The organism is Streptomyces sp. NBC_00388, assembly GCF_036061255.1.
Lineage (GTDB): Bacteria > Actinomycetota > Actinomycetes > Streptomycetales > Streptomycetaceae > Streptomyces.
In genome coordinates, this window is sequence record NZ_CP107948.1 from 2453455 (window position 1) to 2467626 (window position 14172).

Below are 14172 nucleotides of genomic sequence, written 5' to 3' on the forward strand. Positions count from 1 at the left end.
AGCCGGGGGCGGCCGGCGGACCGGTGCTCCGCCCCCGGTGCCCGCTCCCCCGCCCCTGTCACGGGCGGGGGACGGCGGCCGTCAGCCCGGCAGGCCCGGCGGGGTCTTCGCCGGGGTCTCCTCCAGCGCGGCCAGCGCGATCCTGATCGCCTCGTCCAGCTGCCGGTCCCGTCCCGCCGCGTGGTCCTGCGGTGCCTGGACCACCTCGACGTCCGGGTCGACCCCGTGGTTCTCCACGCCCCAGCCGTAACCCTCCATCCAGAAGGCGTACTTGGGCTGTGTCACCAGCGTCCCGTCGACCAGCCGGTACCGGCTGTCGATGCCGACGACCCCACCCCAGGTGCGGGTGCCGACCACGGGCCCGATCCCCAGCACCTTGATCGCCGCGTTCACGATGTCGCCGTCCGAGCCCGAGAACTCGTTGGCGACGGCCACCACAGGACCGCGCGGGGCGTCCAGCGGGTAACTGGAGGGCCGCACGCCCCTCGGCAGGTCCCAGCCCACGATGCGGCGGGCCAGCTTCTCCACCACCAGCTGCGAGGTGTGGCCGCCGCGGTTCTCCCGTACGTCCACGACCAGGCCCTCCCTGGCCACCTCGACCCGCAGGTCGCGGTGGAGCTGCGCCCAGCCCGAGCCGACCATGTCGGGGACGTGCAGATAGCCGAGACGGCCGCCGGACCGCTCGTGCACATGGCTGCGGCGGTCGGCCACCCAGGCGTGGTAGCGCAGCGCTTCCTCGTCCCCGGTCGGCACGACCACGACATGGCGTGGATCGCCCCCGCCCGCGGGCGAGACGGTGAGCTCCACGGGCTTGCCCGCGGAGCCGGTGAGCAGTGGCGCGGGGCCGGTGAGCGGATCGACTGCCTGGCCGTCGACGGCGAGCACGGTGTCACCGGCGCGGACGGCGACGCCCGGAGCGGCGAGCGGTGAGCGGGCCGCGGGGTCGGAGGTCTCCGAGGGCAGCACCCGGTCGACGCGCCAGGCGCCCTCCTCCGTACGGGAGATGTCGGCGCCGAGCAGCCCCTGCCGGGTGCTGTCGTCGCGCCAGCCGGCCGGGGGCGTCACATAGGCGTGCGAGGTGCCCAGCTCACCCTGCACCTCCCAGAGCAGGTCGACCAGGTCGTCGTGGGTGGCGACCCGGGCGAGCACCGGCCGGTAGCGGTCCAGTACCCCGTCCCAGTCGACGCCTGCCATGTCGGGACGCCAGAAGTTGTCCCGCATGATGCGTCCGGCCTCGTCGTACATCTGGCGCCACTCGGCGGCCGGGTCGAGGGTCCTTCGGATCCGGGAGAGATCGACGGAGATGTTGCGGTCGCTGTCCTCGTCCGCGTCCGGTTTGGCCACCCTGCTGTCCGAGGGGACGACGCGCAGCTTGCCGTCCGTGTGCAGCACGAGCCGCTTGCCGTCGCCGCTGACCTCGAAGTGGTCGACGTTGGGGGCGATCTCCTCGTCGCGCAGCTTCTCCAGGTCGTACCGCTCCAGGACGGTGTCGGGCCAGGGGGCGTCGGGGGTGGCCCTGGTCGTGCCGAGGACACCGCGCAGCGGATGGCGCAGCCAGAGGAGCCCGTCCCGGGCGGCGCGCAGCGTCGAGTAGCTGCCCGCTTCGACGGGCAGCGCCACGATCCGGTCGGCGAGGCCTTCCAGGTCGATGCGGGTCACCGGGAGCGCGGTGGGCGTGTCGTGCTCGTCTGCGTCCTTGTCCTTCTCCGTCGCGCGGCCGTGCCGCTGCGGTCCGAACGGGGACGGCGTGGTCGCGGCGAGCGTCAGCAGATGCGGCCGGCAGCTGCCGATGAACGCCATGTCGAAGACGTGCGCGTCGTAGATCGGGTCGAAGGCACGCTCGGAGAGGAAGGCGAGGTGCTTGCCGTCGGTGGTGAAGGCCGGGTCGAAGTCCCGGAAGCGCAGCGGGGTCGCCTCGGCCACGGAGAGGTCGGCGAGGTGTGCGAGCTTGAGCTGGCGCAGCGGCTCGGGTCCGGGGTGCGACCAGGCGAGCCAGGAGGAGTCGGGGGAGAAGACCAGGCCCGACACGTCGCCGTCCTCGCTGCGGTCCACCTCGTGCACGTCGCCGGATTCGCGCTCGACGACCAGCACCCGCCCGTCGTGCGAGGCGACGGCGAACCGGCTGCCGTCTGGGGCCGCGGCGAGTCCGAGTACCCGGCCGAGGCCGCCCGCGGCGAGGCGGCGCGGGGCCGTCGCGGGGGCTGCGCCGGTCGCGGGCGCGCACTCCAGGGCGTCCTCGCCCTCCGCGTCGGTGACCCAGACGACCTGCTCGGCCCCGTCGGCCCGGAAGGTGCGGGGCAGCCTCGCCCGCACACCCGGCTCGGCGGCGAGCGCGCGGACCGGGCCCTCCCGGTGGGTGACCCAGTGCACGGCGCCGCGCGTCTCGACGGCGCTGCCGCGGCCGGTGCGGTCCGGGGACGCGCTCCCGATGTGGTGCCCGGCGCGCACCGAGTGGGGCTGGAGGTCGGCGCGCTGGCCGCCGAGCCGGACATCGAGACGGCGGGGCCCGGCGCCTTCGAGGTCGTCGAGGATCCACAGCTCACCGGCGGCCATGTACACCACACGGGCGCCGTCCGTCGCGGCCTGGCGCGCGTAGAACCCGTCGGTGGCGGTGTGCCTGCGCAGGTCCGAGCCGTCCGGGAGCGAGGAGTAGAGCGCCCCGACACCCTCGTGGTCGGAGAGGAACGCCACCCGGTCGCCCACCCAGAGCGGGCACTCGATGTTCCCGTCGATGCCGGCGTGGAGCCGTACGAAGTCCTGGCCCGTCTCCCCGGTCCACAGCTTGCCCGCGGTGCCGCCCCGGTACCGCTTCCAGGCGGCGGCCTCGCGTCCCATCGTCGCCGAGAGGAGCAGCACCCGCCCGTCCGGCCCGTGCGTGAGCGAGCCGACCGGTCCGTACGGCAGGGTGCGCGCCGGGCCGCCGTCGACCGGGACGGCCCGCGCCCAGCTGCGCCGCAGCGAGACCTGACCGTGCGTGCTGATGGCGAGCACCTCGCCGTCCGGGGTCCAGCCCCGGACGGAGGTGCGGGCGTCACCCCAGTACGTCAGGCGCCTGGAGGGGCCGCCGTCGGCCGGCGCGAGGTGCACTTCGGGCGCCCCGTCCCGGGTGGAGGTCCAGGCGACCCAGCGGCCGTCCGGCGATATCCGGGGATGGTTGACGGGGCTGTTGTCAGCACTGACACGCCAGGCACGGCCGCCGTCGAGCGGGGCCATCCAGACGTCGTCCTCTGCGGTGAAGGCGATCAGATCGCCCTGGATATGCGGGAACCGGAGATAGGAAGGCTGCGTCACACGGATCACCCTAGGGCGTCCCCCAGCCCGGCGAGCCTGAGTTGTCCGTACTCCTTGTGGGCCAGCGGCAGCCGGTAGGTGCCGCCGCTCCTGGCGAGTACCACCGACGCACTCACCAGCGAAGCGAGCGAGGATCCGTCGGGGAAGACGGTACGGACCTGCTCGGCGGTGAACTCTCCGGTGAACGCCGACAGCCGGGCCCAGAGCAGCCGTTCGGCCCTGCTGCACAGCTCGTGGCTCCACTCGACGGCCTGCAGCAGCGTGCGGTGCCGGGCCGGGTCGCCCGGCCCGTCGGTGAGGACCGCGAAGCGCCCGCCGGGCTCGACGAGCGATGCGTGCAGCTGCCGCGCGGTCATCAGCCGCAGGCTCCTGGCCGCGAGGAGGATGGAGAGCGGATCGCCGTCGAGCTGCCCGGCCAGCTGCCCGGCCCAGTAGTCGGGCAGCTCCACCCCGTACGAGGCGGCCTGCTCCCTGAGCAGCCCGGCGGTCCGATCCCGGCTCAGCGGCATGATCTCCACCAGGTGTTCGCCCGGCACCCCGAGCGGCTTGCGGCTCGTGGTCAGGATCCGCAGCCAGGGGCAGCTGTCGTGCAGCCGGCCCACGAGGTAGGCGCAGCCGGTCAGTACGTGTTCGCAGGTGTCCAGGACGAGCAGCCCCCGGCTGTGGGCGAACAGGTCGAGCACGGTGCGCACCGGGTCGGAGCCGGGCGGCGGCGCGGTGTTCAGCGCCGTGGCCACCAGGTACGGGACGAGCGCCGCGTCCGGGCAGCCGGAGAGGTCGACCCGGTACACCGGTGGGCCGGTGGTCTCACCGAGCCTGGCGGCCAGCCGTGATTTGCCGATACCGCCGGGGCCGGTGAGTGTCACGAGGCGCGTGGCGGCAAGGCGTTCGGTGAGCGCACCGAGCTCCGGTTCGGGAATTACGTCCGCTTCGGGAAGTGCAGCCATGGATCTACTGTGACCGGCGAAAGCCCGCCGCGCGCGGGCCTGGGGCGAAGATCCGTACACCTAAATCCGTATGCGGGATACCTAGCCGGGATACCTAAGACTGCCCGGCGGTCCGTCCCGCGCGGGGGTGGGCCGCCGCCGGGCCGGGCTCCCGCGCGCTACTTGCCCGGGTACTGCGTCACGGTGGCGGTCACCGTCACGGTCGCCGCCGGCCGCACTCCGCCCCCGGCGCCGGGACCCGCGCCGGCCGGGCCAGGAGCGGGGGTGGTGGCATCGGGGGGCGGGGCGGCGCAGTTGCCCAGCAGCGTGGCCGTGAAGGCCAGTTCCCCGCCGACCGTACTGGTCAGATGACCCCCGACACAGCGCCCGTCGACGGTCCTGGTCACCCGGCCCTTGACGGTGATGTCCTTCTTGTCCTTCGTCCTGCCCTGGCAGTCGACCTGTGCCACGCCCTGCGCGGACGTGTCCGGCGATGCCGGGCCGGCGGTCGCGGCGTCGGCCGTGCAGCTCAGCCAGTCGACGGCGAGGCCGTGGTTCTCCAGGGCGCTGGTGGCCGTGCGGTCGGTGGTGTAGGCGACCGACGCGGTGTTCGCCCCGTCGATCGGATCACAGGCCGCGAGGCCGCCAACTGCCGCGCCTGCAAGGCCGGCTGCCGCGAGAACCGACCGGTACCGTACGCGTCTGGATACGCGTCTCAAGGGCCCCATACGGGGCAGGATCCCACTGAACGGGAGCCCAGCGCAGCCCCTTCGCGCGCACTTCACTCTCGCGGGTGTCGCACCGGGCCGGGCGGCCGGGCCGGTTCAGCCCCAGCGCCCCGTGCGGGCCAGCAGCAGCGCCCCCGCGGCCGTTCCCGCCGTGGAGGTGCGCAGCACGCTGGGTCCCAGCCGGTACACCCCGGCGCCCGCTGCCGTGAACGCCGCGAGCTCCTCCGGCGACACTCCCCCTTCGGGGCCGACGACCAGCACGATCTCGCCGCGCGCGGGGAGTTCGGCGGCGGCCAGCGGCTCGCTGCCGTACTCCTGGTCCTCGTGCAGCACCCCGGCGAAGTCGGCTCCGGCGAGCAGCGCCGCGACCTGCTTGGTGCTCAGCGCTTCGGTGACCTCGGGGAAGCGGGTCCGCCGCGACTGCTTGCCCGACTCGCGTGCCGTACTGCGCCATTTGGCGAGGGACTTGGCTCCGCGGTCGCCCCGCCACTGGGTGATGCAGCGGGCCGCCTGCCAGGGCACGATCGCGTCGACACCGGTCTCCGTCATGGTCTCGACGGCGACCTCGCCCCGGTCGCCCTTGGGCAGCGCCTGGACGACAGTGATCCGGGGGGCGGGCGGCGGATCGTCGGTGCACGCCTCCACCCGGACCTCCAGCCGGTCCTTGCCCTCGGCCGCCAGGACGACGCACCGAGCCCAGCGACCCGTACCGTCGGTCAGGACGACCTCTTCGCCCGCCCGCAGCCGCTTCACCGACACCGCGTGCCGGCCCTCGGCGCCGTCCAGGACGAAGCTGCCGCCGGGCACCGGGGCGAAGCCGCCCGCCGGGTCGACGACGAATACCGGGGCGGTCACGGCGCACCGCCGTCGGCCAACGCCGTGCGGGCCGCGTCCAGTTCGGAGACCAGCACCTCGACAAGCTGCCCGGCGGGCAGCTCACGGGCGAGCCGGTGGCCCTGGCCCGCCCACAGCGCCATGCCCTGGGCGTCGCCCACTCCGGCGGCGGCCTTGCGCAGCCCCGAGGTCAGGTGGTGCACCTGCGGGTAGGCGGCGGGGGCGTACGGCCCGTGTTCGCGCATGAACCGGTTGACGAGACCGCGCGCCGGGCGCCCGCTGAACGCGCGTGTGAGGTCCGTGCGGACGAAGAGCGGATTGGTCAGGGCCTGCTTGTGGAGCCGGTTGGCCCCGGACTCGGGGCACACCAGGAAGGCCGTCCCGAGCTGCGCCGCGTCCGCGCCCGCCGCGAGCACCGCGGCGATCTGGGAGCCGCGCATCAGACCGCCCGCCGCGACGACCGGCAGCTGCACGGTCTCCCGGACCTGGGTGATGAGCGAGAGCACACCGATGCCCGTGCCGTCTGCCTGGGGGTCGTCGCGGTGCGTGCCCTGATGGCCGCCCGCCTCGATGCCCTGGACGCAGACGGCGTCGGCGCCGCACCACTGGGCGGCCTGTGCCTCCTCGGCGGAGGTGACGGTGACGATGGTGAAGGTACCGGCCCGGTCGAAGGCGTCGAGCACATCGCGGGAGGGGCACCCGAAGGTGAAGGAGACGACCGGCACGGGGTCGTCGAGCAGGACCGCCAGCTTGGCCTCGTACCCGTCGTCCGAGCTGCCCTGGACATCGCCGAGGGGCGTCTCGTACCAGGTGGCCTCACCGGCGAGCTGGTGGCTGTAGACCTCGACGGCTGCCGGGTCGGCGTTGTCGGGCTGCGGCATGAAGAGGTTCACGCCGAAGGGCAGGCCGGTCAGCCCGCGCACCTGCTTGATCTCCTCGTACATGCCGTCCGCGGTCTTGTACCCGGCGGCGAGGAACCCGAGACCCCCGGCCTCGGAGACGGCTGCGGCGAGCTGCGGGCCCGAAGCACCGCCCGCCATGGGGGCCTGCACGATCGGATATCGGCAGAGATCGGCGAGTACGGAGGACATGACGGCATCGTGCCACGTCCGCCCCACCGCGCCGAATCGGCGCCCGGCCGGGCGCCGGGGCCGCGTCACCCCGGGAGCGGAGCTCCGCTCCCGGGGCGCGCACACCTCCCGGGGCTACCGCCCGTTGAACGCGTCCTTCAGCCGTGAGAACAGCCCCTGCTGACCGGGCTGGAACTGACCGGTCGGGCGTTCCTCACCGCGGAGCTTGGAGAACTCCCGCAGCAGGCGCTCCTGTTCGGCGTCCATCTTCGTCGGGGTGAGCACCTCGACGTGCACGATCAGGTCACCTCGGCCGCCGCCGCGCAGATGCGTGATGCCGCGCTGGTGCATCGGGATCGACTGCCCGGACTGTGTGCCCGGCCGGATGTCGACGTCCTCCAGCGCGTCCAGCGTCTGCAGCGGCACCTTGGTGCCGAGCGCGGCCGCCGTCATGGGGACGGTCACCGTGCAGTGCAGATCGTCACCGCGCCGCTGGAAGACCGCGTGCGGCAGCTCGTGGATCTCGACGTACAGGTCGCCTGCGGGGCCGCCGCCGGGGCCGACCTCGCCCTCGCCCGCGAGCTGGATCCGGGTGCCGTTGTCGACACCGGCCGGGATCTTCACCGTCAGCGTGCGGCGGGAGCGGATGCGCCCGTCGCCCGCGCACTCGGGGCACGGGGTCGGCACGACCGTGCCGAAGCCCTGGCACTGCGGACACGGCCGCGAGGTCATGACCTGGCCCAGGAAGGACCGGGTGACCTGCGAGACCTCACCGCGGCCGCGGCACATGTCGCAGGTCTGGGCCGACGTGCCGGGGGCCGCGCCCTCGCCGCTGCAGGTCGTACAGACCACAGCGGTGTCGACCTGGATGTCCTTCGTCGTGCCGAAGGCCGACTCGTTGAGGTCGATCTCCAGCCGGATCATCGCGTCCTGGCCGCGCCGCGTCCGCGACCTCGGCCCGCGCTGGGACGACGTACCGAAGAACGCGTCCATGATGTCCGAGAAGTTACCGAAGCCGCCCGCGCCGAAGCCGCCGGCTCCGCCGCCGCCCGCCTGCGAGAGCGGGTCGCCGCCGAGGTCGTAGACCTGCTTCTTCTGCGGGTCCGACAACACCTCGTAGGCGGCGTTGATCTCCTTGAAGCGTTCCTGCGTCTTGGGATCGGGGTTGACATCCGGGTGGAGCTCGCGCGCCAACCGCCGGAATGCCTTCTTGATCTCGTCCTGGGAAGCGTCGCGGCGCACGCCGAGAACGGCGTAATAGTCCGTGGCCACTTACGACTCCGCCAGGATCTGTCCGACGTAACGTGCCACTGCGCGTACCGCTCCCATCGTTCCGGGGTAGTCCATGCGGGTCGGTCCGACCACGCCGAGTTTGGCGACTGCCTCGTCGCCCGAACCGTAACCGACGGCGACGACCGATGTGGACGTCAGGCCCTCGTGGGCATTCTCATGCCCGATGCGTACGGTCATGCCCGAGTCCTCACCGAGCAGCTTGAGGAGCACGACCTGCTCCTCAAGCGCTTCCAGCACCGGCCTGATGGTCAGCGGGAAGTCATGTCCGAATCGCGTCAGATTGGCGGTTCCGCCGATCATCAGCCGTTCCTCGGTCTCCTCGACCAGCGTTTCGAGCAAGGTCGCGAGCACCGTGGAAACCGTACCCCGGTCCTCCTGCTCGAAGGACTCGGGCAGGTCCTGCACCAGTTGCGGGACGTCCGCGAAGCGGCGCCCCACCACCCGGCTGTTGAGCCGGGCACGGAGATCTGCGAGAGATGTCTCACCGAACGGCCCCGGACAGTCGACCAGGCGCTGCTCCACCCGCCCGGTGTCCGTGATCAGTACGAGCATCAGCCGGGCCGGGGCCAGCGCGAGCAGTTCCACGTGCCGGACCGTGGAACGGGTCAGCGACGGGTACTGCACCACGGCGACCTGCCGGGTCAGCTGAGCGAGGAGCCGCACGGTCCGGCCCACCACGTCGTCGAGGTCGACGGCGCCGTCCATGAAGTTCTGGATGGCGCGCCGCTCGGGCGACGAGAGGGGCTTGACGCCCGCGAGGCGGTCGACGAACAGCCGGTATCCCTTGTCCGTGGGAATGCGGCCCGCGCTCGTGTGCGGCTGGGCGATGAAGCCCTCGTCCTCCAGGGCCGCCATGTCATTGCGCACGGTGGCCGGTGAGACGCCCAGGCGGTGCCGCTCGGTGAGCGCCTTGGAGCCGACCGGCTCCTCGGTGCCCACATAGTCCTGGACGATGGCGCGCAACACTTCGAGTCTGCGTTCGCTGAGCACCCGCGCACACCTCCAGCTGTCGGTCCGGTACCGCTTGGCACTCGCTGTGTTCGAGTGCCAGGGACGTCCCAGTGTACGGCGGAGAGGTTCACCGCTGGCAAGGGCGGCCCGTCGCACCGTCGCGCCGGTCTCCGCCGACCGGGATAGCGTCGCGGTATGGACGCCACTTGGGAAGACTCCGGCTGGGAACGTCTGGCGGAGGGGGTCGGCCGGTGCCGTCTCCCCCGCTGGGACGCGACGGTCGGACTCGTGGCCGGCCGGGACGGGGCGCTGCTCTTCGACACGGGGGCCACGCTGCGCGAGGGCCGCGAGGTCCGGATGCGGGCGGAGGCGGCGCTGGGCCGCCGGGTCACGCACATCGCGCTGAGCCACCCGCACTTCGACCATGTGCTGGGGACCGCCGTGTTCGCGGGTGTCCAGGTCTACGGGGCGGTGGGCACCGACGGGCTGCTCGCCCGGGGATCGCGGGGCGCCGACGCGCTGCGCCAGGACGCGGTACGCCACGGGGCGCCGGCCGGGGAGGCCGCCGAGGCGGTGGCCCACCTGGTCGCGCCGCACCACCTGGTCTCCGGGGAGCTGACGCTCGATCTCGGCGGAGTCCGCGCCACCCTGGTCAACTGCGGCCCCGGACACACCGGCCATGACCTGGCGCTGCTCGTACCGGGCGGGGCGGCCGGCCGCCCCGTCGTCTTCTGCGGCGATCTGGTCGAGGAGTCGGGCGAGCCGCAGGCAGGGCCCGACGCGCTCCCCGGCCGCTGGCCCGCGGCGGTGGACCGGCTGCTGGCGCTCGGTGGTGCGGACGCGCTGTACGTACCGGGGCACGGGGCGGTGGTCGATGCCGCGTTCGTCCGCGCCCAGCGGGATGTGCTGGCAGCGCGCTCCGGGGTGTCGTAGCGTCTGCGGAATGCGCAGCTACAGCCCGGACTTCACGCCGCCGTGGAAGAACCAGTCGCCCGCCCGCGAGGTCGCGGCCGAGCCCGATCTGGTGGTCGAGGAGATCGCCACCGGGTTCTGCGGTGCGGTGATCCGGTGCGAGAAGACGGCCGAGGGCCCGACGGTCACCCTGGAGGACCGCTTCGGCAAGCACCGCGTGTTCCCCATGGGGCCACGCGCCTTCCTGCTCGAAGGGCGCCCGGTCACCCTCGTACGTCCCAGCGCGGCTCCGCAGCGTGCCACCAGGACGGCGTCAGGTTCACTGGCGGTGCCCGGCGCCCGGGCGCGGGTCGCGCGGGCCGGGCGGATCTATGTCGAGGGGCGGCACGACGCGGAGCTCGTCGAACGGGTGTGGGGCGACGACCTGCGGATCGAGGGGGTCGTCGTCGAGTATCTGGAGGGCATCGACGATCTCCCCGCGATCGTCGCGGAGTTCGGCCCGGCGGCCGACGCGCGGCTCGGTGTGCTGGTCGACCACTTGGTGCCCGGCTCCAAGGAGTCCCGGATCGCCGCGGAGATCACCGGCGACCACGCCCTGGTGGTGGGGCACCCCTACATCGACGTCTGGGAGGCGGTGAAGCCGTCGTCCGTGGGTATCGAGGGGTGGCCGGCCGTGCCGCGCGGGCAGGACTGGAAGACCGGGGTGTGCCGGGCGCTGGGCTGGCCCGAGAACACGGGCGCCGCGTGGCAGCGGATCCTCTCGTGCGTGCGGTCCTACCGGGACCTGGAGCCCGCGCTGCTGGGCCGGGTCGAGGAACTGATCGACTTCGTGACGGCGCCGGAGGAGGAAGAGTAGGCCCCGCCGCCTCTGCCGGCCGGGCCCCGCTCGTTCCCGGTGGGGCGGAGCGGCCGCAGGGGCGGCCGCGCGTACCGCCGGGTCTCAGTCGACCAGGTCCCGGACCACCGCGTCGGCCAGCAGGCGCCCCCGCAGCGTGAGCACCGCGCGCCCCTCCGCGTAGGCCGCTGCCTCCAGCAGTCCGTCCGACAGGGCGCGCCGGGATGCGGCGAGTCCGGCCGGGGCGAGGATCGTGAGCGGGCAGCCGTCACGGAGGCGCAGCTCCAGCAGGATGCGCTCCACCCTGCGGTCCTCGGCGGGCAGGATCTCCCGGCCCGCGCCGGGCGACCTCCCGGCCGCCAGGGCCGCCGCGTAGGCGCCGGGGTGCTTCACGTTCCACCAGCGCACACCGCCGATGTGGCTGTGCGCGCCCGGGCCGGCGCCCCACCAGTCCGCGCCGCGCCAGTACAGCTCGTTGTGCAGGCAGCGGCCCGCTTCGGTGGTGGACCAGTTGGAGACCTCGTACCAGGAGAACCCCGCGTCGGAGAGGACCGAGTCCGCGATCAGATAGCGGTCGGCGTGCTCGTCGTCGTCCGTCATCGGCACCTCGCCGCGCCGGATCCGGCGGGCCAGCTGGGTGCCCTCCTCGACGATGAGCGCGTACGCCGAGATGTGGTCGGGGCCGGCTCCGACCGCCGCCGCGAGCGAGGCCCGCCAGTCGTCGTCCGACTCCCCGGGCGTGCCGTAGATCAGGTCCAGATTGACGTGCTCGAAGCCCGCCGCGCGCGCCTCGGCGACGCACGCCTCGGGCCTGCCCGGGGTGTGCGTGCGGTCGAGGATCTTCAGGACGTGCTGCCGTGCGCTCTGCATGCCGAACGAGATCCGGTTGAAGCCCCCGGCCCGCAGCTCCGCCAGGTACTCGGGGCCGACCGACTCCGGGTTGGCCTCGGTGGTGATCTCGGCGCCGTCGGCGAGACCGAACTCGTCCCGTACGGCGGCGAGCATCCGCACCAGGTCGGCCGCGTCCAGCAGGGTCGGTGTGCCACCGCCGACGAAGACCGTGCTCACCGGCCGCGGGTCGTCCCCGAGCACCTTGCGGGCCAGCCTGACCTCCTCGGACAGGGTCGCCGCGTAGTTGTCCTGCGAGGCCAGCACTCCGCCCGAGCCGCGCAGCTCGGTCGCGGTGTAGGTGTTGAAGTCGCAGTACCCGCAGCGCGTCGCGCAGTAGGGCACGTGCAGGTAGAACCCGAGCGGCCTTTCGCCCGCACCCTCCAGGGCATGACCGGGCAGCGCCCCGTCATCGGGCATGGGCTCACCATCGGGCAGTACGGAAGGCATGCCTCCATTGTCCCCCGGCCCGGGTACTACTCCGCCCGCAGCACCAGGAGCGCCATGTCGTCGTCCAGCGGCTCCACGCCGAACGCGTAGACGGCCTGCTTGATCCGCTCGGCGACGCCCTGCGCGGTCAGCCCCGTGCAGCCCGCGAGCTCGGCCGCGAGACCGTCGCCGTCGTCGAACATGCGGGGGCCGGCCCGCCGCTCGGTGACACCGTCGGTGACGCAGAGCAGTGTGTCGCCCGGCACCAGGTCGAACGTCTCGCTCTGGTACGTGACCCCCTCGACCACCCCGAGCAGCATCTGGGGTACGGCGGCGGCGCGCACCGTGCCGCCGGGGCTCAGCAGCAGGGGCAGCGGGTGCCCCGCGCTGGCCAGCGTGCACCGGACCCCGGCGCCGTCGGGCAGCGGCACGAGCTCGCCGTAGAGCAGCGAGAGGAACCGGGACTGGGGGTCCTCGTGCAGCTCCTGGCCGCCCGCCACCGCGACCATCCGGGCCGCCGCCTCGGCGGTCTCCATCGCGTCGTCGAGCAGCAGCTTGTTGAGCCGGTCGAGTACCTCGGAGACCTGGTAGCCCTCACGGGCGAGCAGCCGCAGCCAGGGGCGCGCGAGCCCGGTCACCACAGCCGCCTCGGGGCCGCTGCCCTGGACGTCACCGAGCGCGAAGCACCAGCGGCCGCCCGCGCTCTCGCCGGGGAAGACGTCGTAGAAATCGCCGCCCGCGACGCCCTCGCCACGCGGCTCGTAGACGAGGGCGCTGTCCACACCGGGGATCTCGGCGACGCTGCTGGGCAGCAGCCCGCGCTGGAGGACCCGGCTGATGGTGGCCTGCCGGGTGTACTGGCGCGCGGCTCCGATCGCCAGGGCGACCCGGCGCGCGAAGTCGCCCACCAGCGCGGTGACTTCCAGGTGGGCGCGCCGTCCGGTGGCCCGGCCGAGCAGCAGGGTGCCCAGCGGGCGTCCGGCGGCGAGCAGCCGGTAGCCGAGGACCGTGCCGTCGGAGCCCGTCGTCCCGTCGGCCATGGGCCACTCCAGGGGCACGGCGCCGCCCCGTGCGTTCTCGGGGAGCTGCGGTGGTTCCTTCTCCAGTACCGCCCGCAGTTCGTCGATCCGGCTCTCCTGGGCGTGCCATACCCGCGACAGCCTCGGTCTGCGGCCCGGGCCGCCCGCCTCCGGGTCCAGCCAGACCGCGCACCAGTCGCCGAGCCGGGGCACCAGGAGCTGCCCGGCCAGCGCGGCGATCATGTCCTCGTCGAACTGCCCGGCGAGCAGCTCGGACGCCTCGGCGAGGAAGCTGAGCGCCCCGCTGCTGCTCCACTCACGTTCGGCGCCCGCCGTGTGCCGGGGCGCGGGGGCCAGGATCTCCGCGGCGCGCAGTCCGCGCTGGAGGGTGCGTTCGCTGCCGGGGGGCTGCGGGTCGCCGCCGTCGAGCGGGAGCCGCGTCCAGACCGTCTTGAGCCCGGTGCGGTAGGTGATGCCCCAGGCCTCGGCCAGGGCGGAGACGAGCCGCAGCCCGCGGCCGTACTCCGGCAGGCCGGAGTCCTGCTGTCCCTCCGGGTCGTTGCGTACCTCCCGCGACGGGTGGTGGTCGGAGACCTCGATCACCAGTGCGGGCGACTCCTCGCCCACCGCGCCCTCAAGCCGGACGAGCACCTCGACCGTGGTGCCCGCGTGCACGACGGCGTTGGTGACGAGTTCGCTGGCGATCAGGACGGAGTCCTCGGCGAGCTGGTCGGTGAATCCGGTGTCGGCCGGCAGCCCGAGCGCGGTCCAGTCGGCGAGGGCGGCCCGGACGAACCGGCGCGCGGCGGACGGGGACAGCGGGTTGCCGGGCAGGCTGGTGCGGACCACGGACGGCACGCCTGCCGGTGGCCCGGAGGGGCGCACGGCACGGACCGCGGTCTCCCTCTGCACGGGAATGGACCCCACTCGGTGGCTCCCTGACCAGTTCTGACGTTTGCGCGTCGATGACGACAACGACAGAGTGACAGACGGAGC

The 14172-nt window shown here is 73.5% G+C and carries 11 protein-coding genes; 2 read left to right on the forward strand and 9 right to left on the reverse strand.

The features are described 5' to 3' along the window. Positions 1-81: 81 nt before the first annotated feature. The 7 genes from OG917_RS11215 to hrcA all read right to left on the reverse strand — a co-directional run bounded on the left by OG917_RS11215 (position 82) and on the right by hrcA (position 9132). Positions 82-3291: a S41 family peptidase gene (locus OG917_RS11215; protein ID WP_328317428.1), complete on the reverse strand. Its 3210-nt coding sequence runs from the start codon at positions 3289-3291 to the stop codon at positions 82-84. A 5-nt stretch (positions 3292-3296) separates the two neighbouring features. Beyond that, on the reverse strand, positions 3297-4238 hold the full coding sequence (locus OG917_RS11220; protein ID WP_328317429.1) for an ATP-binding protein: 942 nt from the start codon (positions 4236-4238) through the stop codon (positions 3297-3299). Positions 4239-4396: 158 nt separating this feature from the next. Further along, complete coding sequence (locus tag OG917_RS11225; protein ID WP_328317430.1) at positions 4397-4945, reverse strand: hypothetical protein; 549 nt, start codon at positions 4943-4945, stop codon at positions 4397-4399. Between the two features lie 96 nt (positions 4946-5041). Further along, the gene (locus OG917_RS11230; protein WP_328317431.1) at positions 5042-5800 is read right to left on the reverse strand and encodes a 16S rRNA (uracil(1498)-N(3))-methyltransferase; all 759 of its coding nucleotides are present in this window, start codon (positions 5798-5800) and stop codon (positions 5042-5044) included. After that, positions 5797-6870, reverse strand: a complete 1074-nt coding sequence (locus OG917_RS11235) for a nitronate monooxygenase (RefSeq protein ID WP_328317432.1) — start codon at positions 6868-6870, stop codon at positions 5797-5799. The genes OG917_RS11230 and OG917_RS11235 overlap by 4 nt, the downstream gene beginning before the upstream one ends. Before the next feature lie 114 nt (positions 6871-6984). Next, positions 6985-8121: a molecular chaperone DnaJ gene (dnaJ, locus tag OG917_RS11240; protein WP_328317433.1), complete on the reverse strand. Its 1137-nt coding sequence runs from the start codon at positions 8119-8121 to the stop codon at positions 6985-6987. Continuing rightward, positions 8122-9132 (reverse strand): heat-inducible transcriptional repressor HrcA, encoded by a 1011-nt coding sequence (gene hrcA / locus OG917_RS11245; protein WP_328317434.1) that lies wholly within the window; start codon positions 9130-9132, stop codon positions 8122-8124. It abuts the gene before it with no gap. Positions 9133-9288: 156 nt separating this feature from the next. Here hrcA and OG917_RS11250 point away from each other — a divergent pair, with 156 nt between their 5' ends. Then, positions 9289-10026 (forward strand): MBL fold metallo-hydrolase, encoded by a 738-nt coding sequence (locus tag OG917_RS11250; RefSeq protein WP_328317435.1) that lies wholly within the window; start codon positions 9289-9291, stop codon positions 10024-10026. A gap of 10 nt (positions 10027-10036) precedes the next feature. Beyond that, positions 10037-10861: a DUF3097 domain-containing protein gene (locus tag OG917_RS11255; protein WP_328317436.1), complete on the forward strand. Its 825-nt coding sequence runs from the start codon at positions 10037-10039 to the stop codon at positions 10859-10861. An 84-nt stretch (positions 10862-10945) separates the two neighbouring features. On the opposite strand, the gene hemW is transcribed toward OG917_RS11255, so the two are convergent. Continuing rightward, complete coding sequence (gene hemW / locus OG917_RS11260; protein WP_328321812.1) at positions 10946-12148, reverse strand: radical SAM family heme chaperone HemW; 1203 nt, start codon at positions 12146-12148, stop codon at positions 10946-10948. A 56-nt stretch (positions 12149-12204) separates the two neighbouring features. Further along, positions 12205-14103: a SpoIIE family protein phosphatase gene (locus OG917_RS11265; RefSeq protein WP_443058943.1), complete on the reverse strand. Its 1899-nt coding sequence runs from the start codon at positions 14101-14103 to the stop codon at positions 12205-12207. Positions 14104-14172 lie beyond the last annotated feature (69 nt).

Coding starts and splice junctions, on each gene's coding strand:
- OG917_RS11235 (WP_328317432.1), bottom strand. CDS start 6,870: ATGTCCTCCGTACTCGCCGATCTCTGCCGATATCCGATCGTGCAGGCC.
- OG917_RS11255 (WP_328317436.1), top strand. CDS start 10,037: ATGCGCAGCTACAGCCCGGACTTCACGCCGCCGTGGAAGAACCAGTCG.
- hemW (WP_328321812.1), bottom strand. CDS start 12,148: ATGCCCGATGACGGGGCGCTGCCCGGTCATGCCCTGGAGGGTGCGGGC.
- OG917_RS11220 (WP_328317429.1), bottom strand. CDS start 4,238: ATGGCTGCACTTCCCGAAGCGGACGTAATTCCCGAACCGGAGCTCGGT.
- OG917_RS11250 (WP_328317435.1), top strand. CDS start 9,289: ATGGACGCCACTTGGGAAGACTCCGGCTGGGAACGTCTGGCGGAGGGG.
- OG917_RS11225 (WP_328317430.1), bottom strand. CDS start 4,945: ATGGGGCCCTTGAGACGCGTATCCAGACGCGTACGGTACCGGTCGGTT.